This is a genomic window from Luethyella okanaganae, assembly GCF_042660285.1.
In the GTDB taxonomy this organism is placed as follows: Bacteria; Actinomycetota; Actinomycetes; order Actinomycetales; family Microbacteriaceae; genus Luethyella; species Luethyella okanaganae.
The window spans coordinates 1,303,573-1,325,186 of record NZ_JBHSTP010000001.1 but is presented as its reverse complement, the minus strand read 5'-3'; the positions used below and the strand labels follow the sequence as shown (position 1 = coordinate 1,325,186).

At 66.0% G+C, this 21,614-nt stretch carries 22 protein-coding genes and 1 other RNA gene; 13 read left to right on the top strand and 10 right to left on the bottom strand.

Features of this window, described 5'->3' with window-relative positions; all coding sequences use genetic code 11:
- Window positions 1-42 precede the first annotated feature (42 nt).
- The 3 genes from ACFQB0_RS06240 (at window position 43) to arfB (ending at window position 1,421) form a co-directional block, all read left to right on the top strand.
- Entirely contained in the window at window positions 43-459 is a 417-nt protein-coding gene (locus ACFQB0_RS06240; protein ID WP_386728874.1) for a MerR family transcriptional regulator, read from the top strand.
- A complete protein-coding gene (locus ACFQB0_RS06235) occupies window positions 456-884 on the top strand; it encodes a carboxymuconolactone decarboxylase family protein (protein WP_386728871.1) in 429 nt (142 codons plus the stop codon). Before ACFQB0_RS06240 ends, ACFQB0_RS06235 begins: the two co-directional genes overlap by 4 nt.
- A gap of 114 nt (window positions 885-998) precedes the next feature.
- Window positions 999-1,421, top strand: a complete 423-nt coding sequence (gene arfB, locus ACFQB0_RS06230; RefSeq protein WP_386728869.1) for an alternative ribosome rescue aminoacyl-tRNA hydrolase ArfB — start codon at window positions 999-1,001, stop codon at window positions 1,419-1,421.
- Between the two features lie 21 nt (window positions 1,422-1,442).
- Here arfB and ACFQB0_RS06225 read toward each other — a convergent pair whose 3' ends face one another.
- Together ACFQB0_RS06225 and ACFQB0_RS06220 are read right to left on the bottom strand one after the other, a co-directional pair.
- Window positions 1,443-2,165 carry a TetR/AcrR family transcriptional regulator gene (locus ACFQB0_RS06225; RefSeq protein ID WP_386728867.1) on the bottom strand — a complete coding sequence of 241 codons (723 nt, stop codon included), beginning with the start codon at window positions 2,163-2,165 and terminating at the stop codon, window positions 1,443-1,445.
- 20 nt (window positions 2,166-2,185) lie between these two features.
- Window positions 2,186-3,643, bottom strand: coding sequence for an MFS transporter (locus ACFQB0_RS06220; protein WP_386728864.1), 1,458 nt, complete (start codon window positions 3,641-3,643; stop codon window positions 2,186-2,188).
- Window positions 3,644-3,858: 215 nt separating this feature from the next.
- Here ACFQB0_RS06220 and ACFQB0_RS06215 point away from each other — a divergent pair, with 215 nt between their 5' ends.
- From ACFQB0_RS06215 to rnpB, 5 genes are all read left to right on the top strand, one after another.
- Window positions 3,859-4,761 carry a DMT family transporter gene (locus ACFQB0_RS06215; protein ID WP_386728862.1) on the top strand — a complete coding sequence of 301 codons (903 nt, stop codon included), beginning with the start codon at window positions 3,859-3,861 and terminating at the stop codon, window positions 4,759-4,761.
- Window positions 4,762-4,770: 9 nt separating this feature from the next.
- Window positions 4,771-5,592 carry a Nif3-like dinuclear metal center hexameric protein gene (locus ACFQB0_RS06210; RefSeq protein ID WP_386728859.1) on the top strand — a complete coding sequence of 274 codons (822 nt, stop codon included), beginning with the start codon at window positions 4,771-4,773 and terminating at the stop codon, window positions 5,590-5,592.
- 59 nt (window positions 5,593-5,651) lie between these two features.
- Entirely contained in the window at window positions 5,652-6,389 is a 738-nt protein-coding gene (locus ACFQB0_RS06205) for a zinc ribbon domain-containing protein (RefSeq protein WP_386728857.1), read from the top strand.
- Window positions 6,389-6,811, top strand: a complete 423-nt coding sequence (locus ACFQB0_RS06200; RefSeq protein WP_386728854.1) for a reverse transcriptase-like protein — start codon at window positions 6,389-6,391, stop codon at window positions 6,809-6,811. The genes ACFQB0_RS06205 and ACFQB0_RS06200 overlap by 1 nt, the downstream gene beginning before the upstream one ends.
- A gap of 15 nt (window positions 6,812-6,826) precedes the next feature.
- Window positions 6,827-7,200, top strand: an RNA gene (gene rnpB / locus ACFQB0_RS06195) — RNase P RNA component class A.
- A 22-nt stretch (window positions 7,201-7,222) separates the two neighbouring features.
- On the opposite strand, the gene ACFQB0_RS06190 is transcribed toward rnpB, so the two are convergent.
- From ACFQB0_RS06190 to map, 3 genes are all read right to left on the bottom strand, one after another.
- Window positions 7,223-7,918 (bottom strand): response regulator, encoded by a 696-nt coding sequence (locus tag ACFQB0_RS06190; RefSeq protein WP_386728852.1) that lies wholly within the window; start codon window positions 7,916-7,918, stop codon window positions 7,223-7,225.
- A gap of 206 nt (window positions 7,919-8,124) precedes the next feature.
- Entirely contained in the window at window positions 8,125-8,886 is a 762-nt protein-coding gene (ppgK, locus tag ACFQB0_RS06185; RefSeq protein ID WP_386728849.1) for a polyphosphate--glucose phosphotransferase, read from the bottom strand.
- A 10-nt stretch (window positions 8,887-8,896) separates the two neighbouring features.
- Window positions 8,897-9,778 carry a type I methionyl aminopeptidase gene (gene map, locus ACFQB0_RS06180; protein ID WP_386728846.1) on the bottom strand — a complete coding sequence of 294 codons (882 nt, stop codon included), beginning with the start codon at window positions 9,776-9,778 and terminating at the stop codon, window positions 8,897-8,899.
- Between the two features lie 12 nt (window positions 9,779-9,790).
- Here map and ACFQB0_RS06175 point away from each other — a divergent pair, with 12 nt between their 5' ends.
- The gene (locus ACFQB0_RS06175; RefSeq protein WP_386728844.1) at window positions 9,791-9,979 is read left to right on the top strand and encodes an SPOR domain-containing protein; all 189 of its coding nucleotides are present in this window, start codon (window positions 9,791-9,793) and stop codon (window positions 9,977-9,979) included.
- Window positions 9,980-10,058: 79 nt separating this feature from the next.
- Here the strand turns inward: ACFQB0_RS06175 and panB are convergent, their stop codons facing one another.
- Window positions 10,059-10,913 carry a 3-methyl-2-oxobutanoate hydroxymethyltransferase gene (gene panB / locus ACFQB0_RS06170; protein ID WP_386728842.1) on the bottom strand — a complete coding sequence of 285 codons (855 nt, stop codon included), beginning with the start codon at window positions 10,911-10,913 and terminating at the stop codon, window positions 10,059-10,061.
- A 145-nt stretch (window positions 10,914-11,058) separates the two neighbouring features.
- Here panB and glnA (ACFQB0_RS06165) point away from each other — a divergent pair, with 145 nt between their 5' ends.
- A complete protein-coding gene (gene glnA / locus ACFQB0_RS06165; RefSeq protein WP_386728839.1) occupies window positions 11,059-12,396 on the top strand; it encodes a type I glutamate--ammonia ligase in 1,338 nt (445 codons plus the stop codon).
- 18 nt (window positions 12,397-12,414) lie between these two features.
- Complete coding sequence (locus ACFQB0_RS06160; RefSeq protein WP_386728837.1) at window positions 12,415-15,447, top strand: bifunctional [glutamine synthetase] adenylyltransferase/[glutamine synthetase]-adenylyl-L-tyrosine phosphorylase; 3,033 nt, start codon at window positions 12,415-12,417, stop codon at window positions 15,445-15,447.
- A gap of 74 nt (window positions 15,448-15,521) precedes the next feature.
- On the opposite strand, the gene glnA (ACFQB0_RS06155) is transcribed toward ACFQB0_RS06160, so the two are convergent.
- Window positions 15,522-16,946 carry a type I glutamate--ammonia ligase gene (gene glnA / locus ACFQB0_RS06155; protein WP_386728836.1) on the bottom strand — a complete coding sequence of 475 codons (1,425 nt, stop codon included), beginning with the start codon at window positions 16,944-16,946 and terminating at the stop codon, window positions 15,522-15,524.
- 137 nt (window positions 16,947-17,083) lie between these two features.
- On the opposite strand from glnA (ACFQB0_RS06155), the gene ACFQB0_RS06150 reads away from it, so the two are divergent.
- On the top strand, window positions 17,084-17,563 hold the full coding sequence (locus tag ACFQB0_RS06150; protein ID WP_386728833.1) for an RDD family protein: 480 nt from the start codon (window positions 17,084-17,086) through the stop codon (window positions 17,561-17,563).
- Here ACFQB0_RS06150 and ACFQB0_RS06145 read toward each other — a convergent pair.
- The 3 genes from ACFQB0_RS06145 to lipB are packed head-to-tail and all read right to left on the bottom strand — an operon-like array spanning window position 17,548 to window position 19,924.
- On the bottom strand, window positions 17,548-18,255 hold the full coding sequence (locus ACFQB0_RS06145; RefSeq protein ID WP_386728831.1) for a DUF4191 domain-containing protein: 708 nt from the start codon (window positions 18,253-18,255) through the stop codon (window positions 17,548-17,550). The genes ACFQB0_RS06150 and ACFQB0_RS06145 overlap by 16 nt on opposite strands.
- A gap of 47 nt (window positions 18,256-18,302) precedes the next feature.
- A complete protein-coding gene (gene lipA / locus ACFQB0_RS06140; RefSeq protein WP_386728829.1) occupies window positions 18,303-19,292 on the bottom strand; it encodes a lipoyl synthase in 990 nt (329 codons plus the stop codon).
- Window positions 19,289-19,924: a lipoyl(octanoyl) transferase LipB gene (lipB, locus tag ACFQB0_RS06135; protein ID WP_386728826.1), complete on the bottom strand. Its 636-nt coding sequence runs from the start codon at window positions 19,922-19,924 to the stop codon at window positions 19,289-19,291. Before lipB ends, lipA begins: the two co-directional genes overlap by 4 nt.
- A gap of 162 nt (window positions 19,925-20,086) precedes the next feature.
- Between lipB and ACFQB0_RS06130 the strand changes: the two genes are divergently transcribed.
- Window positions 20,087-21,613, top strand: a complete 1,527-nt coding sequence (locus tag ACFQB0_RS06130) for a hypothetical protein (protein WP_386728825.1) — start codon at window positions 20,087-20,089, stop codon at window positions 21,611-21,613.
- Window position 21,614 lies beyond the last annotated feature (1 nt).

The window sequence follows — 21,614 nt, the reverse complement described above, 5'->3', positions numbered from 1 at the left end:
ATGGCTTGACGTGGAGTGCGCTCCAGGTTTTAGGCTCAGGGTATGGCAATGAAAGACGCGTTCACCCAGCAGGAGTCGACCCTGACGATCGCGGAGGTCTCTCAGCTCACCAAACTCTCGGCCGACACTCTGCGCTACTACGAAAAGGCCGGCCTGATCGAGCGGGTGGGTCGCACGACCGGCAACCAGCGTCGCTATGCCTCCGCAGACCTGGCCTGGCTGGAATTCTTGCTTCGGCTCCGAGAGACCGGGATGTCGATCGCTGACATGAAACGCTTCGCCCGGCTCCGGGCGGTAGGAGATGCGACCATTCCCGACAGGATCGCCATGCTCCGCGACCATGCCGGGGTCCTTGCCACCCACATCAGCGCACTTCAACAGAACGCACTCGCCCTGAACGACAAGATCACCCACTACGAACAGCAGCTGAACTCAGAGAAGAAAGCAGAACGACGATGATCGACGATACCGCAAGCACTGTGGGTCACTCTCGGGAGGAGTCCTTCGAACGCGGGATGGAAGCCCTGACCGCGATCGACGGCGCCGGCGGCCAGAAAGTCATCGACTCCCTGGCCGATATCTCGCCCGAGCTCGGGCATCAGGTCGTCGCCTGGGCCTTCGGGGAGATCTACGTGCGACCAGGTCTGGCCCCTCGCGACCGCCAACTGGTCACACTCGGCATGCTGACCGCTCTGGGCGGCTGCGAACCCCAACTCGAGGTGCACATCAACGCTGCCCTCAACGTCGGACTCACCACGGACGAGATCGTCGAAGCGCTCCTGCACTCCGCGGTCTACTGCGGCATGCCCAAAGCCCTCAACGCCACCTTCATCGCCAAAAAGGTCTTCGGCGAACGCGGCCTGCTCACAGCCCAAGCCGCCTAGGCTCTCCCGACCCATAGCTGCCGGGGCGAATCGGTATCCCAGCAACCCAAAGCCACATCCGGCTGCAATTTCTCGCTGAAGCCTCCCCGGGTGACATCGTGCGACGCTTGATGCATGGACTTGGATGTGGCACCCACACTCATGATTCCAGCGACCGAACTCGCTTGGCGGTTCTCACGTTCATCGGGTCCCGGCGGTCAGCATGTGAACACCTCTGAGAGTCGCGTTGAGCTCTCGTGGAATATCGCGGACTCGTTGGCGCTCTCTGAAGCCCAGCGTCAGATGTTGCTCACTCGTCTCGGTCGTCGTCTCGTGAACGGTGCGGTCACCGTCGCGGCCTCCGAACAACGCTCCCAGCTGCGCAATCGCGAGATCGCGCTCGAAAAGCTGGCAGTGCTCGTTGCCGCCGGTCTTGCTCCCGATGCGACTCCCCGCCGAGCGACTAAGCGCACTCGCGGCTCAGACCGTCGGCGCCTCGCAGCAAAGCAACAGCGATCGGCCACCAAGAAGCAACGTCAGCGGCCATCTGCTGAGTAGCCTCCTTGCGCATCTGGTCGCCTAACGGAGACCGCGGACGATTCCGGTCGTCACCGCACTCAGGCCGGCCCGGAAGTGTTCGGCCGGATCGACCGTGGGAGCGTCGGAGACGTACTCGGCAATGTGAGGGTAGTCGCCTGTGCCGAGCATACGTGAGATGTATGGCTCGATTGCGCGTTGCCAGTCCTCTGCGCTCATGCCCGTTCGGGTCTGCTCGTTGTGCCGGGCGAGTTCCTGGCCGACGGCGCCGGTGACGTAGGCGTCCAGGACGCCGACGCCCCAGGCTCTGCGCTCTGCAGGCAGGCCTTCCTCTCCAAAGATCGAGAGAGCCACCTCCAGCCGCCGCATGCCGTTGGGTCCGAGTGTTGGACGTGCGGCGGGGATGATCGACCACGGATGCCGTAGCGCGGCGGCACGTCGTTCCTCTCCCAATACGGTCAGGTCAGCCGCCCAGTTCCCGCTCGGTATCCCGGCCAGGGTGTGCTCGCCGATGACCCGATCGAGCATGAGGTCGATCAGGTCGTCTTTACCGCCGGGCAGATGCCGGTAGAGCGACATTGGACCGGAACCGAGATCGGTGGCGACGCGGCGGATGGTGACCGCGTCCATCCCGTCGGTGTCGGCGATGCCGATCGCGACCGTCACGATTCGGACCCGGTCGAGCCGGGCCGTGTTGCGGGGGCGTAGAGGCTCGACCTCCCAGATCGGAGTGAGCGCCGGGGAACCCGGATCGGTGGTGGCCATGGCTTCCATTCTCTCTTCTTTCAACGCTGGAGCTCTGCGTTCTCGCGACCCTTGCGGGGGAGGAGCGTCGTGATGAGCGCCGCGGCGACCACGAACCCCGCTGACCAGCCGAGGGCGGTGCTGAGTGCGTGAGAGTATCCCGCCTCGTCTCCCACGGTGTGAGCGAGCACCGTGAAGTAGACCGTGCCGAGGGTCGCGACGCCGACCGCGTTGCCGAGTTGCTGGACCGCGGTGAGGCTGCCGGACGCAGAACCCACCTCCTGGTCGTCGACGCCGGCCAGAACGATGTCGAAGTACGGGGCGATGGCCATGCCCATGCCGATTCCGACCACTCCGAGGGGAACGAGCAGAGGCCAGGCGCTCAGACTGCCGCTCAGAGCCGCGGTGAGCAGGATGATGGTCAGGAATCCGGCCAGGACCGTAGCGAAGCCGATGAACATCGTGCGGCGGGAGAGGCCGAGAACCTGAGAGAGGACGAAGCCGACGATCATGCCGACCGCCTGGGGAGCCGCCGCAAGCCCCGCCTGCAGTGGGGTCATGCCGAGCCCGAGTTGGAAGAACAGGGCGAACAGCAGCGAGGAGCCGAGCATCGCACCGAAGAACAGCGCACCGACCCCGAGCCCGGCAAGGAACGCACGCTTGGCGAACAGCGACGGAGTGACCAACGTGGATCGTCCCGCCCGCTCGCGGGCGGCCTGCGTCACGGCGAACACGATGAGGGCAAGAAACCCTCCGCCGATGATCGCGATGATCCACCATGGCCACGAGTACTCCCGGCCGTGTACCAAGCCGAAGACGACGGCGCCCATTCCCAGCGCGGCAAGCAGTGCACCCCCGATGTCGAGCCCGACTCGGCGGTCCGGCGTCGAAGGCGGCAGGATGATCGCCCCCGCGATGATGATGGCGACGCCGATGGGAATGTTGATGGCGAAGATCATCCGCCACCCCCAGCCGAAGTAGTCTGCATCGACGAGCCAGCCGGCGACGATCGGGCCGCCGACTCCACCGAGCGCGAGTACCGGGCCGGTCAGCCCGAAGGCGACGCCCACCTTGTCCGGAGGAAAGCTCGCCTTGATCAGGCCCAGCGCCTGCGGGACCATCATCGCGCCGAGCAGTCCCTGCGCGATGCGCACGCCGATGAGCATGTCGGGAGAGGCCGCGGTCGCTGCCAGGAGCGAGGCCAGGGTGAAACCGGCGATCCCGACGAGGAACATGCGCTTGCGGCCGAACATGTCGCCCAGCCGGGCGCCGATGAGAAGGCCGGCAGCCATCGCGAGCGTGTACCCGGCGGCGAGCCACTGGATGAACTCGTCGCCACCGCCCAGATCGCGTACGATCGACGGCCCCGCGATCGTCGTCACCAAGGAGTCGAGCAGATCGAGCAGATCGCCCATGAGCACGACCGCCACCACCGCCCACCCGGCCAATGCACGAGCCGGGGTCGTCGGCGCCTCCACTGTCACGCGGCTTTCTGTCATCCCGGCCTCCTCGTTTGATAACAATGTACGCTAATAGAACAATGTACGCTAATCACGAGCGCTTGTCCGTGGATCCGGAGTGCGATGGCCGAGCTCACCCCGGGCTGAAGCGGCCCGCAGAACCCGGAGAATCAGGGTTGTAGGCTTGGCGCCGGAAGGTTTGAGAAGCGCCCACGAACGCGCAGGGGGGTCGAGTGCAGCCGAGGTTTCGAGGTGTGCTGCCGCTTCTGCTCGCCTCGGCGCTCTGGGGCACGACGGGGACGGCCGCCCACTTCCTGCCGTCAGAGGTGAGCCCGCTTGCGACGGGAGCGGCGACCATGACGGTCGGTGGGGTTCTGCTCTTCATCGTCTCAGTCCACGACGCGACGCAGGTGCTTCGCGACCGTGTCGCGCTGCGCTGGCTCATCCCCGGCGCGCTCGGGGTGTTCGCCTATCCGCTCGCGTTCTACAGCTCGATGCATCTCGCCGGCGTCGCGGTGGGAACCGTCGTCTCGCTCGGTTCAGCGCCTGTTTTCGCCGCCGTCATCGAATACGCCGTCGATCGGCGGGCGATCGGCTCGCGCTGGGCGGTGAGCACCGCCCTGGCCGTTGCAGGAGTCGTCCTCCTGGGGCTCGGCGGTCACGGAACAGGTGACGGTGACGCGGCCCCCGCGCTCGGGATCCTGCTCGGGCTGCTCGCCGGTTTCAGCTACGCGCTGTACACGTATGCATCGGAGCGTGTGATCGCTCGCGGGCACGAGCCACATGGTGTGATGGGGAGCCTCTTCGGCTTCGGCGCGGTCCTTCTCCTGCCCGTGCTACTGGCGACCGGTCAGCCGTTGACCCAGTCGTCGCAGAGCGCCGCGATCACGCTGTATCTCGCGCTCGGTCCCATGTTCGTCGCCTACCTGCTCTTCGGCGCCGGTCTGCGCTGGGTACGCAGCAGTACGGCTACCACGATCACCCTCCTCGAACCGCTCGTCGCGACCATGCTCGCGGTGATCGTCGTCGGCGAACGTCTCGGTCCTCCCGGCTGGATCGGCCTGGCGCTCGTGATTCTCGGGGTCGTGCTCCTCGTGCTTCCGCGACGCTCGGCGGAGGGAGCGGTCGACGGCTTGCCGACCGCCCCTCGACTGTAGGCTGGAACGGTGCCAGCATCCCTCGCAGACGTCAGCCGCATCGTCCACGGACTGTGGCCTCTCGAAGGCGCCGAGAGCTGGGATGCCCCCGGCCTCGTGAGCGGCGATCCGGGTGCGCCCGTCCGGCGTATCCATCTCGCGGTCGATGCCGTTGCGGACTCTGTCGACGAGGCGATCGCCGCCGAAGCCGAGCTGCTGCTGGTGCATCATCCGCTCTTGCTGCGCGGTGTGACGAGTGTCGCCGAGGACCGCTACAAGGGCGCCATCCTCGCCCGGCTGATCCGGGCGGGCTGCGCGTTGCTTGCCGCCCATACGAACGCGGACATCGTGTCCGACGGAGTGTCGGATGTGCTCGCCGGGCGTATCGGCCTGCGGGATGCCCGACCGATCCGCCCGGGAGTGGACCCCGCGGTCGGCGTCGGACGCTTCGGGACTCTGCGGGAGCCGACGACGCTCGGACGGCTCGCTCGTTCACTCGCTGAGATCCTTCCGGCGACCGCGCCGGGTGTGCGCGTCTCCGGCGACTACGATGCTCTCGTGCGAACCGTCTCGCTCTGCGGCGGTGCGGGCGACTCGCTCCTCGGCGAACCCGCGGTCACGGCTTCCGATGTCTACATCACTTCGGATCTGCGCCACCATCCGGCGTCCGAGGCGCGTGAGCAGGCCAAGCTCTCCGGTCGCGGCCCCGCACTCATCGACGTGTCACACTGGGCGAGCGAATGGTTGTGGCTCGACACGGCTGCCGAGCAATTGCGTGCTGCGTTGCCCGGGACCGACATCACCGTGAGCGAACTTCGCACCGACCCCTGGGACTTCGTGATCGTGCAATAGCCACGACGACGGTCATCGCGGTCGCACCGCACTTGCAGGATTCAACAGAGGAGACACACGTGAAGGCAAGCCCGGCGGAGCAGAAGGAACTGCTACGACTGCAGGCCATCGACACCCGGATGCAGCAACTCGACCACCAGATGAAGAACCTTCCTCAGGAGGCCACGATCGCGGCACTGACGTCGCAACTGGACGGGGTGCGACGACGTCACACGGCAGCGCACGGCGAACTCGAGGACGCCAGGATCGAGCTGACCCGCCTGGAGTCGGACGTCGCCGTCGTCGAGGCCCGGGTCGCACGCGACGCCGATCGCTTGCAGCACACCTCCTCGGTCAAGGATGTGCAGGCGCTCGAGGCCGAACTCACCTCGCTGCACAAACGGCAGAACGACCTCGAGGAGATCGAGCTCGCCGTCATGGAGCGCGTCGAGGAGCGCGAGGCCGTTCTTGCCGGCGTCGTCGAAGAGCGTGACCGCATCGCCGACGACATCGGCGTCGCGCAGCAGGAGCGTGACCGCGACCGTGCCGAGTTGCAGGCCCGGCGGATCGAGCTCGAACGCGATCGTACGGCGGTCGCCGCCGAGGTGGCTGAGCAACTGCAGGCGCTCTATGAAAAACGCCGTGTCGCAGGTGGTGGTCTCGGCGCCGCGCTGCTGCGCGCGCGTACCTGCAACGGCTGCAACATCACTCTCACGGGGAACGATCTCGAGTCCGTGCGCATCGCCGGCGACGACGAGGTACTGTTCTGCCCCGACTGCGACAGGATCCTCGTGCGCACGGAAGAGTCGGGCATCTAGTGGCGCGATCCTTCATCGTCGAAGCAGACGGAGGCTCGCGTGGCAATCCGGGCCCGGCCGCGAGCGGGTCCGTCGTGATCGATACGACCACGGGCGAGATCCTCGCCGAGATCGGCGTCTTCCTCGGGGTGACGACGAACAACGTCGCCGAGTACCGCGGCATGGTCGAGGGCATTCGATGCGCACTCGAACTCGATCCAGACGCCACCGTTCATGTGCGCATGGACTCGAAGCTCGTGGTCGAGCAGATGTCGGGAAGGTGGAAGATCAAACACCCAGACATGCAAGCGCTCGCTGCCGAAGCGCGGCAGCTCATCGGAGCGAAGAAGGTCACTTTCGAATGGGTGCCGCGTGCGCAGAACTCGCGGGCGGACGCCGTCGCGAATCGCTCGATGGACCTCGGAACGAGCTTCGGACTGTAAGCTGGACATCGCGAATGGGTCGGCAAGACGGTCGCGTCGCCTGGAGACAGGCGCCGAGGAACGTCCGGGCTCCACAGAGCAGGGCGGTGGGCAACACCCACCCGGGGCAACCCGCGAGACAGTGCCACAGAAAGCAGACCGCCTCCGGCTTCGGCCGGCGGTAAGGGTGAAACGGCGGTGTAAGAGACCACCAGAGGCCGGGGTGACCCGGTCGGCTCGGTAAACCTCGCCCGGAGCAAGGTCAGACAGGGAACGTTGAGGCTGCTCGCCGAGTTCCCGGGTAGACCGCTAGAGGGCTGCGGCAACGCAGTCCCGAGATAGATGGCCGTCCAGCACGGCATCCCCGGATGTCGTGGGGACAGAACCCGGCGTATCAGCCGGCCCATTCGCCCTCAGGCCGACGCCGCGAAACTAAGCCTCGTCCGGAACGAAACGGTAGCCCATTCCGGACTCGGTCATGAGGTAGCGCGGATGAGACGGCTCCGGCTCGAGCTTCTTGCGTAGCTGCGACAGGTAGAGCCTCAGATAGCCCGTGTCGCTCGTGTATTGGGGCCCCCATACCTCGGCGAGCAGGGCTTGGCGCGTCACGAGACGGCGAGGATGGCGCATGAGCACCTCGAGCACCTGCCACTCAGTCGGGGTCAGGCGCACGATCTCACCGCCGTTCGCGCCCTCCTTGCGCATAACCTGGCGGGCCGCGAGGTCGACCGTCACAGTGCCGAAGCGCACGACCGGCTCGTCGGTCGCGACGGGGGAGCGCCGCGTGAGCGCTCGGATGCGCGCGAGCAATTCGTCTACCGCGAACGGTTTCGTCATGTAGTCGTCTGCTCCCGCATCGAGTGCATCCACCTTGTCGGCGGAGTCGCTCCGGCCCGAGACGACGAGGATCGGGACGGTGCTCCAGCCACGCACGGTCTCGATGACTTCGATGCCCGTCAGCTGCGGCGTCCCGAGATCGAGCACGATGAGGTCGGGGTGATGTGCCACCGCATCGCCGATCGCCTGCTTGCCGTCGTGCGCGACGAACACCTCGTAGCCCTGGGCGGCCAGTGTGGTCTGGAGCGTCCGCTGGATCTGCGGATCGTCGGCGGCGATCAGGATCTTCACTCCGCGCCCCCTCGGCTTGTGATCGTGCGTGCGGCCACAGAGAGGGAGATGACCATCGTCAGTCCTCCCACCGGAATGCTCTCGGGTTCCAGTGTGCCATCCATCTCTTCGACCTACCCCTTCGACGGTGCGAGTCCGAGTCCGGTCCCCGTCGGGTCTTCGGTGTCGCCGAGGTCTGCGGGCCGTGAACGCAGATGAGGCGGGACTCAACCGGGGAAGGTCACGGCCAAGGCCGCGGCACCAAGGATCCCGGCATTGTTCCTATGCACGGCAGGCACGATCGGCGTGCGGAGCTCCAGCAGGGGAATGAAATCCTCTTGCTTCTTGGATACCCCGCCGCCGACGATGAAGAGGTCGGGGGAGAACAGCACCTCGAGGTGATCGTAGTATCGCTGCAGGCGAGCGGCCCATTTCTCCCAGCTGAGGTTCTCGCGCTCCATCGCCGAATAGGCTGCCTGTGACTCGGCGTCGTGCCCGTCGAGTTGAAGGTGTCCGAGCTCGGTGTTCGGCACCAGCACGCCGTCGTGGATGAGCGCCGAACCGATCCCGGTGCCGAGCGTCGTGAGGATCACGACCCCCGGCACACCCTTGGCTGCGCCGAAGCGCGTCTCGGCGTAGCCTGCCGCATCCGCATCGTTGACGAAATGGATCGGGGTGGAGAGGTGCTCTTCGAACAGTTGTTCCGCGGCGAGGCCGATCCACTTCTCGGAGATGTTCGCGGCCGAGAGTGTGTAGCCGTTCTTCACGACGGCCGGAAAGCAGATGCCGATGGGAAGCGTGCCTTGGTCTTTGCGCAATGTCGTGAGGATCTCGCGCGTTGTCTCGACGACGTCTCGCGGTCGACCGCCCTCGGGGGTGGCGAGTTTGACCCGATCAGAGACGAGCTCGCCCCTCGTGAGGTCGACGATGCCGCCCTTGATCCCTGTGCCACCGATGTCGATTCCGATTGCATGTTGAGCCGAACCCATGTTCAGCACCCTACCGGGATCCACGCGACGATACCGTGAGCACCTCTGCACCGCGCTCCGTGACGACGAGCGTGTGTTCGAACTGCGCGGTCATGCTCTTGTCTTTCGTCGTGACCGTCCAGTCGTCGGCCCAGAGATCCCACTCGTGCGTGCCGAGCGTGAGCATCGGTTCGATCGTGAACACCATGCCGGCCTCCATGACGGTGTCGAATTCTGGTGCCGAGTCGTAGTGGGGGATGATGAGGCCGGAATGGAAGGCAGCGCCGACGCCGTGGCCTGTGAAGTCGCGCACGACCCCGTAGCCGAACCGGCGTGCGTAGGATTCGATGGCTCGTCCGATCACGTTGAGCTCGCGGCCCGGTGCGACCGCCTTGATGCCGCGATTGAGGGCTTCACGGGTGCGCTCCACGAGTAGGGCGACCTCCGGGTCGGCGGTGCCGACGATGAAAGTCCGATTGGTGTCGCCGTGGAAACCGTTCTTGTACACCGTGACGTCGACGTTCACGATGTCGCCGTCCTCGAGCACGGTTTCGTCCGGAATGCCGTGGCAGACGACTTCGTTGACCGAGGTGCAGCTCGACTTCGGGTAGCCCCGGTAGCCGAGGGTGGACGGATAGGCGCCGTGTTCGACGACGTACTCGTGCACGATGGCGTCGAGCTGCTCGGTCGTGACGCCCGCGCGGATGTGGTCGGCGGCCTCCTCGATCGCGTCGGCGGCGATCCGGCCGGACTCGCGGATGAACTCGATCGCCTCGGAACTGTAGACATCCGATCCTGTATACCGGGCGGGGGTCGCCTTGCCGACATACTCTGGGCGGCGGATGTCGGTGGGGACGGTGCGGAAGGGCGAAATCCGCCCCTGGATCAGGTGACCGGCGGAATTCTTGGGCATAGGATCAAGCTTATGGCCGAGGATGTCGATCACCAGTTCTGGTACAACCTGAAGACCGGCAAGGTCGAACAGGGCTACGAGTCGCCCTCCGTCGACCGTGTCGGGCCGTTCGCAACGCGCCATGAGGCGGAACACGCCTGGGAAAAACTGCGCGCGAACAGTGCGAAGTGGGCCGAGGAAGAGGCCGCAGAGGATCGCTAGCCAGGTCGGGCTCGACCGGTGGAGGCACGCTCAACCGGCGCGGACGAGAGGCTGAGCTGGGCTGACGTACCCGTCGCGGCTACTCGTAGCTGTGCTCCGGGGCGGGGTAGGCGCCCGAGGCGACGTCCTGGCGGTACTGGGTGACGGCCTCGAACAATACCGACCGTACGTTCGCGTACTGCCGTACGAACTTCGGCACGCGGCCGTCGCTCATGCCGGCGAAATCCGTCCAGACGAGCAACTGACCGTCGACGTCGGGGCCTGCGCCGACGCCGATCGTGGGAATCGAGAGTTGTTCGGTGACCTTCGCGGCGATCGCCGCGGGAACCATCTCCAGCACGACGGCGAAGGCGCCGGCATCCTGAACCGCGTGGGCGTCCTCGAGCAACTGCTCTGCACCGGCCCCGCGCCCCTGGATGATGTGGCCGCCGAGGCCGTGTTCGCTCTGCGGAGTGAAGCCGATGTGGGCCATGACCGGAATGCCGGCCTGCACGATCCGTTTGATCTGCTTGTGGCTGCGCATTCCGCCCTCGAGCTTGACCGCGTGCGCGCCGGTTTCCTTCATGAAGCGGATGGCCGTGTGGAGGGCGTCCTCTGGCCCGACCTCGTAAGACCCGAACGGCATGTCGGCGACGACGAGGGCGCGCGTCACGGCCTGCGCGACCGCACGGGTGAGCGGGATGAGCTGGTCGACCGTGACCGGCAGGGTCGTGTCGTAGCCGAGGACGTTGTTGCCCGCCGAATCGCCGACGAGCAGGAAGTCGATTCCGGCCTGATCGAAGATCCGCGCCGTCAACTGGTCATAGCTGGTCAGCCCGGTGATGGAGATGCCCTGTTCCTTCGCGTTCTGGAAGTGACGGGTTCGCACCCGTTTCGGACCGCCCTGCACCCCTCCGCCGTAGGGGTTGACTTCTTCCGCGGGCTGCTCTGGCATGCGACCAGTCTATGCGGCGTGCTGTTCGGCCCTGCGGCTGGGAACTGGCGCCCCCATTGGTTGAGCTTGTCGAAACCGGCCGGCTCACAGTGCCCCACGGCGAGGAGGCACCCACTACCCTAGAAGGCAGCGAGAAAGGGCGTGAATGGACAAGCAGCGCGACTTCGTTCTTCGTACCATCGAGGAGCGAGGGATCAAATTCATTCGGCTCTGGTTCACCGATGTCGTCGGCACCCTCAAATCGGTTGCCATCGCCCCGGCCGAGGTCGAGGGGGCCTTCACCGAAGGGCTCGGTTTCGACGGCTCGGCGATCGAGGGACTTACCCGCACCTTCGAGTCGGATCTGCTCGCACATCCCGACCCCACGACATTCCAGACGCTGCCATGGCGCGGCGATGTCGACCCAACGGCGCGCATGTTCTGCGACATCACGACGCCAGACGGTCAGCCCGCCGTTGCGGACCCCCGCAACGTTCTGAAGCGCACGCTCGAGAAGGCGGCCGATCGCGGATTCACCTTCTACACGCACCCGGAGATCGAGTTCTACCTCCTCAAGTCGTCGAAGTACGGCGAGAACGGGCCGGAGCCCGTCGACTCGGCCGGCTACTTCGACAATGTTCCAGGAGGCACTGCCCATGATTTCCGTCGTCGTTCCGTACGGATGCTCGAAGACCTCGGGATCTCCGTCGAGTTCAGCCATCACGAGGCGGGTCCAGGTCAGAACGAGATCGACCTCCGTTACGCCGACGCGCTGACGACGGCCGACAACATCATGACCTTTCGCACCGTCATCAAAGAGGTCGCTATCGAGCAGGGTGTCTACGCGACGTTCATGCCGAAACCGTTCTCCGATCATCCCGGCTCGGGCATGCACACGCATATGTCGCTCTTCGAGGGCGACGCGAACGCCTTCTTCGAGGCCGGTGCACAGTACCAGCTCTCGAAGGTCGGGCGACAGTTCATCGCCGGGCTGCTCAAGCACGCCCCCGAGATCACCGCAGTCACGAACCAATTCGTCAACTCCTACAAGCGATTGTGGGGCGGAGACGAGGCGCCGAGTATCGTCTGCTGGGGGCACAACAACCGGTCGGCCCTCATCCGAGTTCCGCTGTACAAGCCGAACAAGGGTCAGAGCGCGCGCATCGAGTACCGTGCGATCGACTCCGCGGCCAACCCGTATCTTTCCTACTCGCTCATGCTCGCGGCAGGACTGAAGGGCATCGAGGAGGGTTACGAGCTCCCCGAGGAGGCCGAGGACAACGTGTGGAGCCTGAGCGACACCGAGCGTCGGGCGCTCGGCTACCACCAGCTTCCGGCGAGTCTCGACCATGCGATCCAGTATTTGGAAGAGTCCGAGCTCGTCGCCGAGACGCTCGGCGAGCAGGTCTTCAATTATGTGCTCATGAACAAGCGCAAGGAATGGCGCGAGTACCGTACGCAGGTGACTCCGTTCGAGTTACGCAACAACCTCGAAATCTTGTAGCGACCGTTATCCACCGTGATGAGCGACGAGCAGTTCAGTCTGACCGAGCTCGCCAGAACGGGTTTCACGGAGTTCGGCCGTGCGGCTGAACTTCTGCGTGAACTGGCGTCGCTCTCGGGGGAGCCGGCACGTGTCCTGCTCCCCGCCTTCGCACGTGCTGCGGATGCCGACTTCGCACTCGATATCCTCACCAGCCTGCTGCGCTCAGCACCCGGGCAGGTTCGGCCGCTTCTCGCGGACCCCGCGGTGTCCGCGCGTCTTGTCACCGTTCTCGGCGCCTCACGCGGTCTTGCAGAGTTCTTCACCCGGCGTTCCGACCAGCTCGACGCCATCGCGCAGCCGCTCGTGGCTCTCCCCACCGCGGCGTATCTCGTGGAGGACCTGGTCGTGGTCGCGGCGGACGGGCCACACGGTGAGGCGGGCGGAGACGAGGCCGCCTGGCAGCGGTTGCGGGTGCGCTACCGCTGGTGGCTCGCCCGGATCGCGGCCTACGACCTCGAGCAGGACGATCCGGTCGCCGGTGTCGACGCCGTCGCCGCCTGTCTTGCCGACTTGGCCGGGGCCGCCCTGGAGTCGTCCATCCGGGTCGCCCGGCGTTCCATCAGCGCGTCAGGAGCGCCGACGGCAGGCCTCTTTCCCGCCGCGGAGGTCGACGCGACTCGGCTCACCGTCATCGGCATGGGCAAGGCGGGTGCCTCCGAGCTCAACTACGTGAGCGATGTCGACGTGATCTTCGTGGCCGAAGCCGATGCCGACTACGGGCTCGACAGCGGGCGCGCAGTGGAGATCGCGACGCGTATCGCCGTGCTCGCCATGCGCGGCATCGATCAGGCCGCGATCGAGCCGCCGCTCTGGGAGGTCGACCCGAATCTGCGGCCGGAGGGCAAGGACGGTGCGCTCGTGCGCACCCTCGACTCCCACCTCGCCTACTACGAGCGCTGGGCGAAGAGCTGGGAGTTCCAGGCTCTGCTCAAGGCGCGTCCGCTCGCCGGGGATCCTGGTCTGGGCGAGCGCTATGTCGCTGCCGTCGCACCGAAGGTGTGGAGCAGCGCCTCCCGGGAGAACTTCGTCGAGTCGGTGCAACGTATGCGGGAACGCGTGACCGACAACATCCCCGACGCCGAGGTCGAGGTGCAGCTCAAGCTCGGCCCCGGCGGCCTGCGTGACATCGAGTTCACCGTGCAACTGCTGCAGCTCGTGCATGGGCAGAGCGATCCGACCGTGCGGCAGGCCGGCACACTGGCCGCGTTGAGCGCACTGGCGGATGCCGGTTACATCGGTCGCGTCGAGGCCGCCGAGTTCGCTCAGGACTACCGTGTTCTGCGCCTCATGGAACACCGGCTTCAACTGGCGCGGTTGCGCCGTACGCATCTCATGCCACGCGACGACGACGCTCGTCGTGTGCTGGCGCGCGCCACCGGCCTGGCTATGGGTTCCGCGCAGCTCACGGAGCTCTGGACGGCGACGAAGCACCGGGTGCGCGGCCTGCACGAGCGGTTGTTCTACCGGCCGCTCCTCTCCGCGGTCGCCGCACTGTCTGCCGAAGGGCTCAACCTCACGAGTGCTCAGGCGGAGGCGCGACTCGCCGCCATCGGCTTCCGGGATCCGCGTGGCGCGCTTGCGCACATCGCCGCGCTCACTGCGGGCGTCTCCCGACGTGCGACGATCCAAAGGCATCTCCTGCCGGTGATGTTGCAGTGGTTCGCCGATGGCGCGGATCCGGACTACGGGCTCCTCGCCTTCCGGCGGTTGAGCGACGACCTCGGGGCGACCTATTGGTTCCTGCGTATGCTCCGGGATTCCTCCGGCGCCGCCGAACGCTTGACGCGGGTGCTGTCTGGCTCGCGTTTCGTGGGGGAGCTGCTCGAACGCATCCCAGAGTCCGTCGCCTGGCTCGAAGACGAGGACGAGCTCCGTCCGCGCTCGCTCGCCGCTCTGCAGGAGGAGACGCGTGCCGTGCTCGCCCGCCACGATACCCCGGATGCCGCAGCCACCGTTCTGCGCACGGCGCGTCGTCGTGAGGTGCTGCGCTTGGCGTTCTCTGCCATTCTCGACCTGTGCACGGTTGAGGAGCTCGGTCAGGGACTGAGCGACGTGACCGCCAACCATGTGAACGGCGTGCTCGACGCTATCCGACTCGGCGAGGACTCCTCGGGCGGCGGTGAGGGCGGCGGCATCGTTTTCGGCGTCGTCGGCATGGGTCGTTTCGGCGGACAGGAGCTCGGCTTCGGCTCGGACGCCGACGTCATGTACGTCTACCGCGCGGTTGGTCTCGAGCCGGAGCAGGCGCAGTACCGCGCGCAGCACATCGTGGCCGAACTGAACAGGCTGACCGAGGACCGTCGGCTTCCGCTCGATCTCGACATCGGTCTGCGCCCAGAGGGCAAGAACGGGGCCGTCGCCCGCTCGCTCGACTCCTACAAGGCCTACTACGCCCGCTGGTCTCTGACCTGGGAGGCGCAGGCGTTGCTGCGCGCGCGTGGAGTGGCAGGTGACCCCGCTCTGCTCGCGGAGTTCGAGGCCGCGGCCGACGTCGTGCGCTATCCGCGGAGCATCACCCCTCACGAAGTGCGAGAGGTCAAGCGCATCAAGGCCAGGGTCGAGAACGAACGTTTGCCTCAGGCGGCCGATCCGAAACGGCACCTCAAGCTCGGACGTGGTTCCCTCAGCGACGTCGAGTGGTTCGTGCAGCTGCTGCAATTGCAGCACGGGGCGGCCGTTCCAACCCTCCGCACGACATCGACGCTCGATGCCTTGCGTGCTGCGACGGAGTCGGGGCTCGTCGCGGAGTCGGATGCGGCGACGCTCCGGGCCGCGTGGCTGTTCGCCTCCCGCGCTCGCTCGGCAATGACGCTGTGGACCAACAAGACCTCGGACCTGCTGCCGAGCGACCGCACCCAGCTCGAGGGCGTCGCGCGGCTCATGAGCTATCCGCCGGGTTCGGCCAACCGCCTCGAGGAGGACTATCTCGGTGTGACCCGTCGAGCGAGGGCCGTCTTCGAGCGTGAGTTCTATGGCGTCGATGAGCGTTCGGCGCCGTCGACCGGATAGTGCGGCCTCTGGCGTGAATAGCGTGGGCCGCGCCTCCGGGAGGAGACGCGGCCCACGACCGGGTGCCGAGGCGGCTACACGCCGTAGTACAGCTCGAACTCGAACGGGTGCGGACGCTGGGCGAGCGGCTTGATCTCCTTCTCGCGCTTGTAATCGATCCAGGTCTCGATGAGCTCCGGGGTGAACACGCCGCCTGCGAGCAGGAAGTCGTGATCGGCTTCGAGCGCGTCGAGCGCGGCGTCGAGTGACGCGGGAACCTGCGGGATGTTCTTGGCTTCCTCCGGCGGAAGCTCGTAGAGGTCTTTGTCTACGGGCTCGTGCGGTTCGATGCGGTTCTTGATCCCGTCGAGGCCGGCCATGAGCTGAGCGGCGAACGCGAGGTAGGGGTTGCCGGAGGCGTCCGGAGCGCGGAACTCGATGCGCTTCGCCTTCGGGTTGGTGCCCGTGATCGGGATGCGGATCGACGCCGAGCGGTTGCCGGCCGAGTAGACGAGGTTCACAGGCGCCTCGAAGCCCGGGACGAGGCGGTGGTACGAGTTCACCGTTGGGTTCGTGAACGCGAGCACGGCGGGAGCATGCTTGAGCAGACCGCCGATGTACCAGCGGGCGACGTCCGAGAGTCCGCCGTAGCCGGCCTCGTCGTAGAACAGCGGCTTGCCGTCGCTCCACAACGACTGGTGGGTGTGCATGCCGGAGCCGTTGTCGCCGAACAGCGGCTTGGGCATGAACGTGGCTGTCTTGCCCCATTCGTTCGCGGTGTTCTTGACGATGTACTTGAACTTGAGGATGTCGTCGGCGGCATGCACCATCGTGTCGAAACGGTAGTTGATCTCGCCCTGGCCGGCCGTGCCGACCTCGTGGTGGCTGCGCTCGAGGACGAGCCCCGCATCCGTGAGTTTCAGGCAGATGTCGTCACGCAGATCGGCGTGCTGGTCGACGGGGCTGACCGGGAAGTAGCCGCCCTTGTACGGGGTCTTGTTGGCGAGGTTTCCGCCCTCTTCGACACGACCCGAGTTCCAGGCGCCCTCGCTCGAGTCGACCGAGTAGAAGCTCTGGTGCTGGTTGATCTCATAGCGCACATCGTCGAAGATGTAGAACTCGGCTTCTGGCGCGAAGAACGCGGTGTCGGCGATTCCGGTGGAGGCTAGGTACTTCTCGGCCTTCTTGGCCACCTGACGCGGGTCCTTGGCGTAGATCTCACCGTTGCGGGGGTTGTAGATGTCGAAGAGCATCACGAGGGTGCGCTCTGTGCGGAACGGGTCGACATAGGCGGTCGAGACGTCCGGAATGAGCTGCATGTCCGACTCGTGGATCGATGCGAAGCCGCGGATCGAGGAGCCGTCGAACAGCTGGCCGACGGTGAAGAACTCCTCGTCGACCGTCGAAGCCGGGATGTTGAAGTGCTGCTGCACACCCGGAAGATCGGTGAACCGGATGTCAAGGAACTTGACGTCGGTCTCTTTGATGAATGTGAGCACTTCAGACGAATCACTGAACATGTAGGACTACTCCAAGGGCTGGAACCGGAAGGCTGCGCCGTGCAACCATGACTGAGGGTAGGACGGGGGAGTTTCCCCGCGGTGACGCTTATGTTTCACGCATGTTACACGGGGTGTCGGCCGATAAACTGGATCCAATGCCTTCCGCCAAGCAACACCGGATGACTTTCGGCCGGCTCGCCCCGAGCCGGTGGCCCGGCGAACGTCTCGGGCTGCCCGAAGAAGGGTTCGGATCCGTCGGGCGCGCCGGACGACGGATCGGAGGCATAGCCATCGACTGGGCCACGGCCCTCGTACCATCCATCGCGTTCTTCGACTATGACGCCTGGGCGACGCTCGGCATCTTCGCCGTCATGCAGCTCGTCTTCATCCCGACGATCGGCGGCAGCATCGGCCACCGGATCGTCGGACTGCGGGTGATTCCCCTGACCGGGGGATGGGTTGGCGTCTGGCGTCCGCTCGTGCGCACCATGCTTCTCGTGATCGTGGTTCCCGCCCTCGTATGGGATTCGGACCAGCGCGGCTTCCACGACAAGGTCGCGGGAACGGTGCTCATCAGCTCGCGGAGGGCGGCGGGTGGTAAGTCGCGGACGACGTCCTCTCAGCGACCGCGCTGAGGGCGAGCCTTGAAGGGGTCGACGCCCTTCGGGATCGGCAGCTGGTTGCCGAGCGAACTGAGCCGGTTGTTCACGGCGAGAACCTCGGCCTTGGTCAACATCGGCTTGATGCGGGTGAGACGACGGGCGAGCTTGTGCAGTGCGACGGCATCGTCGTCATCGCCGACCGAGACGAGGGTGACGGGAACGTTGGGAAGCACGCGAGCGACCTTGCGCTTCTCCTCCTCGAGCATCCTGCCCGTGCGGCTCAGGGGTCCTTCGCTGATGAGCACCACGCCGCCGCGGCCGACAGCACGGTAGATGGCATCCTGGGTCTTGCCGTTGACGCTCACCGGCATCTCGCTGCCCACCCATCCACGCCGCAACGAACTGCGCAGCACGGCGCCGACGGCACCGGGCTGGCCTTCGATCTGCGAGTACGCGGCACGTTCGGCTCGGCGACCGAGGATGATCAGGGCGATGAGGACGCCACCGAGAACACCCGCGATGATCCACAGCGCGAGCGTGAGCCCATTGTCTCCGGCGAGCCAGAGACCCAGCCCGATGCTCGCCGCGATCGGAAGCAGGAAGCCGAGTGCCATGAACCATACGGCGTTCGAATCGTAGCGACGGGTCATCCGGAAGACCTGCCACATCTGCTTGAGGCGACCTGGTTCCTTGGTGGCGGATGACTTGTCCGTGCTGCGTGCCATGGTTTCTAGAATACCGAGTTGTTCGGGGCCGGGATGACCGCTCCCCGCTAGGAGACCGCCTGCGCGAAGCCCAGGGAGGCGTCGGCGAGGTGACGCAGCTGCTCCGGGATGTCGAGGCCCTTGTGTCGCATCGATTGCGCCCAGAGCCTACCGGCCCGGTATGAGGAACGCACCAGCGGACCCGCGAGCACGCCGAGGAAGCCGACGCCCTCCGCCTCTTCCTTGAGCTCCACGAACTCCTCGGGGCGCACCCAGCGTGCAACCGGGAGATGACGTGGGCTCGGCCGCAGATACTGGGTGATGGTGATGATGTCGGTACCCGCGTCGTGCAGGTCGCGCAGCGCCTGGCTGACCTCCTCCCGCTCTTCACCCATTCCGAGGATGAGGTTCGACTTCGTGATGAGTCCGGCATTGCGGCCCTGGGTGATCACGTCAAGTGAGCGGTCGTAACGGAACGCCGGGCGGATGCGCTTGAAGATGCGCGGAACCGTCTCGACATTGTGTGCGAAAACTTCCGGCTTGGCCGAGAAGACCTCGCCGAGATGCGTCGGATTGCCCGAGAAGTCTGGCACGAGGATCTCGACGCCGGTGCCGGGGGACTGGCGATGGATCTCGCGAATCGTCTCCGCGTACAGCCAGGAGCCTTCGTCGGGGAGGTCGTCGCGCGCCACGCCCGTGACGGTCGCGTAGCGCAGCTGCATGCGGAGCACCGATTCGGCGACACGACGAGGCTCGTCGGTGTCGTAGTCGGCTGGTTTGCCCGTGTCGATCTGACAGAAGTCGCAACGACGGGTGCATTGTGAGCCGCCGATGAGGAACGTCGCCTCCCGGTCTTCCCAGCACTCGAAGATGTTGGGGCAACCGGCTTCCTGGCAGACGGTGTGCAGATCCTCGCTCTTGACGAGTTCCTGCAGCTGCCGGTATTCGGGCCCCATCTTGGCCCTGGTCTTGATCCACTCGGGTTTACGCTCGATCGGAGTCTGCGCGTTGCGCACCTCGAGACGGAGCATCCGGCGGCCGTCGGGGGCGGCGCTCATGCCGCCACCGCCAGCTCGGCGAGGAAACGCGCCTGGATGGGAGCGATGAGCTGCTCGGGCTGGACGAGGTGACCGAGCACGTGTGACATGGTGGTCACTCCGGCGTCGCGAATGCCGCACGCCACGATCGTGCTGTACGGGGCGAGGGAATTGCTGCAGTTGAGCGCGAAGCCGTGCATTGTGACGCCCTCGGCTACCCGGATTCCGATCGCCGCGATCTTCTCTTCGAGTCCCTCGGCTCCGACCCAGACCCCGGAACGGCCGTCGACACGGTGACCGGTGACACCGAACTCCGCGAGGACATCGATGAGGATCCCCTCGAGCCTGCGCACGTATCCGACGACGTCGATCGGTTCCGCAAGGCGGAGGATGGGGTATCCGACGAGCTGACCGGGACCGTGCCAGGTGATCTTGCCGCCACGGTCGACGTCGATGACGGGGGTTCCGTCAGTGGGGCGTTCGTCGGGCTCTGTGCGTTTGCCGGCGGTGTAGACCGACTCGTGCTCGAGGAAGATGACGGTGTCGGGACGTTCGCCCGCGGCAACGGCACGATGGATGGTGCGCTGAAGGTCTAGGCCCTCGCTATACGGCACGGAGTTGGCGCTTAGCCCCGCGACGACAAAGTCGAGCATTCCGACAGTCTACGGGCCGTTCCTCTCCTGCACAGATGGCGCGCTGGAGCGTCTCTCCACTTTTGGGCGGGAACGGCGTCACGACCGGCGGCCGTGACGGATCATTGCCGGGTGAGACGACGACGGAGAGGTACATCGGCTGATGCTGGGGAGGGCACCGGCGTGACCGGTGTGACCGAGCTGTCGGAGATCGCCGGCTATCGGGTGGTGCGCAGGCTCAGATCCGGGCATCGTGCGGACGTCCATCTCGGGTATGCGCTCGCGATCGACGCCGCTGGAAAGGCAGGAGAGAGCACATCCGTCGAACTCACGGTGTTCCGGCCGGAGATCGACCTGGACTCTATAGACACCGAGGTCGCGGCGATGTGCGCTGTTCCGACGGGGGTGGCTCCGCGTCTCCACGATGTCGTCTCGGTCGCCGACGGCAGGGTGTGCCTCGTGACGGAGAGAGTGTCCGGGCCGTCCCTCGCGCATCTCGTGCAGCAGCGTGGCAGCATCCGCGCGGGCGAGGCCGTCACGATCGCGGCGACGGTCGTCGTTGCGCTCGGACGCTTGCACGATGCGGGATTCGCGCACGGGTCGCTCAGCCTGGCCGCCATCCGCTTCGACGAGAGCGGCAGGCCGCTCCTCTACGACCTCGCCGGTCTGCGCCGTCTGCCTGCGCAGGGTACTCCGTCGACCGCCCCGGAACGGCTGGCGAGCATCCGGGCGGACTACGAGCGGATGGCGACGCTCGTGAGCGAACTGTTGCAGGCTGTAGACCCGGCAAGCGTATCCGGCGGCGTCCGCGAGGAATTTTCCGCATGGATTCGGGAGCGGCTGAACGCTCGGCCTTTTCTTCCGTTCGCCGCGGATCTCGAGCGGCGCATATTCGCCATGGCCAGACCGCTCGCCGTGCGATTGACATCTCGGTCGGCTGGATCGCCGAATACCGGCGTGCCGGCTCGGGTCATCGCACCCGCGCGATGGCCGGTGTCCGTCGAGAGCGGCGGGACCGGTTCCGAAACCGCCGCCGAAGAAGGAAAGAACCCATCCGGTGGCGGATTCCTGAATCTGTTCCCGGCGCCCTCCGAGATGGTGAACACGATGGAGGCCGTGCTCGAGGCACGTCCGGTAGCGGCGTTCGTATCGCGTGCACGCCGGCTTTTCGATGGGCGTCGCCGACCGCTCGCCGTCGCGGCGTGCCTCTCGATCGCGATGATCGTCGTCGCTCTGACATTCATCCCTCCCGGTGACGCCCGGGACGCCGTGGACGGGAGAACCGGTCGGGGAAAGGATGAAGAGGATGGTCGCGACACGGGACTCGCGGGCTCGCCGCGTCGTGCCGACTATTCGATCGCTGTGAACGCCGACGATCCGATAGCGGCTGCGACTGCCCTCGTGGAACGTCGGGTGGAATGTTTTGCCTCGTCGTCGGTGATCTGCCTCGACGATGCCGTTGAAAGCGGTTCCCCGCTCGCGGCGGCCGACTCGGCCGCGATTCGACGCGCACAGCAGAACGACACCCACGCCGTGCCCGAGACGATCGGATTGTCAGAGGCGACGGTCGTCGAGAGGAACGGCAACGCCGCCCTCGTGGCAGCGACCAGGCAAGGCCAGAGCGTTTCCGGGGCCAACGATGAACCGGCCCCACTCTTGATGATCAAGGGTGAGGCCGGTTGGCGTCTTCGTGAGATCTTCGGTCCGTGAA